Annotated in this window: 1 protein-coding gene; it reads right to left on the minus strand. The window is 47.8% G+C overall.

The window, feature by feature from the left end; translation table 11 throughout:
* Positions 1-190: 190 nt before the first annotated feature.
* Positions 191-1045, minus strand: a complete 855-nt coding sequence (locus QVO97_RS06465; RefSeq protein WP_022359556.1) for a PHP domain-containing protein — start codon at positions 1043-1045, stop codon at positions 191-193.
* Positions 1046-1589 lie beyond the last annotated feature (544 nt).

A 1589-nucleotide genomic window follows, 5' to 3' on the forward strand; every position in this document is an offset into this window, starting at 1 on the left:
CGCCAGCGCGGCGGGAATGAAAGCCGTACTGGCGGAGTCCGTCTCGGAAGAAGGGATTGAGCAGGCGCTCTATCATATGTAAACATATAAACAGACGTCTGTTCAGCAGGTTCATGAAGAAGTTTTCATATAGATTGTAAATGTCTGAACATACGGAACCGATAGAAGCGTGAGCGGGTAAATCAGCATTTTAGCTGTTTTTCTGCTGTAACCGGGCTTTTATGTTGTCCAGCAGCAGTGCAGAAACCCGCAGACCGCCGTAGCCGCTTCCAAGATGGATATCTGGTTTGTTGGCACCGTGAAAATCGGAACCGCCGGTGGAGACCAGACCGAGACGGGAAGCTATTTCACGTAAATGAAGACTGTCGGATTGAGAGTGTGAGGAATAATAAACCTCGATGCCCATCATTCCGGCTTCTTTTAAATAGGAGAGAAGCTGCTCGGTCTTTTTCCAGCCAAGTTTATACTGGAGAGGATGTGCGAGCGCTGGTAAACCGTCAGCTACACGGATCAGGCGGATCGCTTCCTCCGGCTCAATCATCTGCTTCGGGCGGTAATATTTTTTGCCGTCCCCGAGGTATTTATCAAAGGCCTGGCTGACCGAAGTGACACAGCCTTTTTCAAGCAGTGCGCGTGCAAAATGGGCACGGGTGATGACAGTGTGTTCATTTCCGTGAATTAAATCTTCATATTTAATGGGAAATCCATCTGCCTGAAATAAAGCGAGAAGCTCTTCATTGCGCCGGTTGCGGATCTCGCGGACCTGCCGCAGTGCAGATAAAAGTTCCGGGCAGTGCGGGTTCAGATAGAGCCCCAGAATATGGATTTCTTTTCCTTCATAAGGACTGGAAAATTCGGCACCGGGAATGACAGTCAGGGAGGTGTTCTCGGCTGCCTGCATGGCTTCCGCAACGCCGTCAACTGTATCATGATCCGTCAGCGCATAGGCGGTCAGACCGCATTGGAGCGCCAGCTTTGTCACTTCGGTGGGCGTGAGTGTGCCGTCCGAAGCAGTAGAATGAACGTGTAAATCAATTAACTGCATAGATGCAGACCTCCTTCTGCTGTAAGACTACCCGCATTAGATGGAAAAGTCAAGTATGCGGCAGATACCCGCTGCAGTTTGCCAGTGTGTAATCGGGAACAAAAATGATTGTTTACATCAGATATATTTGAAAGAAGAAGTGTTATACAAAAAACAGAGCGGCTGTGGAAATTTGTACCAGGAAAAGGTTGTGGGGATCAAAAAAATTTATAAGTTAATTTAAGAATTATGTTATTTTCTTTTCCTGGAATTGTGCTATACTGTAGCAGAGATATTTTCAAATAAACACATATAATAAAATTTTATGGAAAAGACGGACAGGTGATGGAAAATGAGTGAGTACAACAGAAATTCTTCAGGAGGAAGGAATTTTGAACATAGAGGATTGGAGGGCGGAACGCTGAGTTCGTACAGCCGTGCCGGACATAGCAGTACCGGGCATCGTTCGTCGTCCGGAACATCCAGCCATACAAAAAGTACAGCTGCGCACACAAGCACGGGACGCCGGGATACTGCGATGAACCGGGCGGCAGCCGGTCGGAGT

Origin of the sequence: Clostridium sp. CAG:43 (assembly GCF_000434655.1) — a bacterium.
GTDB classification, from domain to species: Bacteria; Bacillota; Clostridia; order Lachnospirales; family Lachnospiraceae; genus Otoolea; species Otoolea fessa.

Excerpts from the sequence above, each read along its gene's own strand:
- QVO97_RS06465 (WP_022359556.1), bottom strand. The coding sequence starts at position 1,045 with ATGCAGTTAATTGATTTACACGTTCATTCTACTGCTTCGGACGGCACA.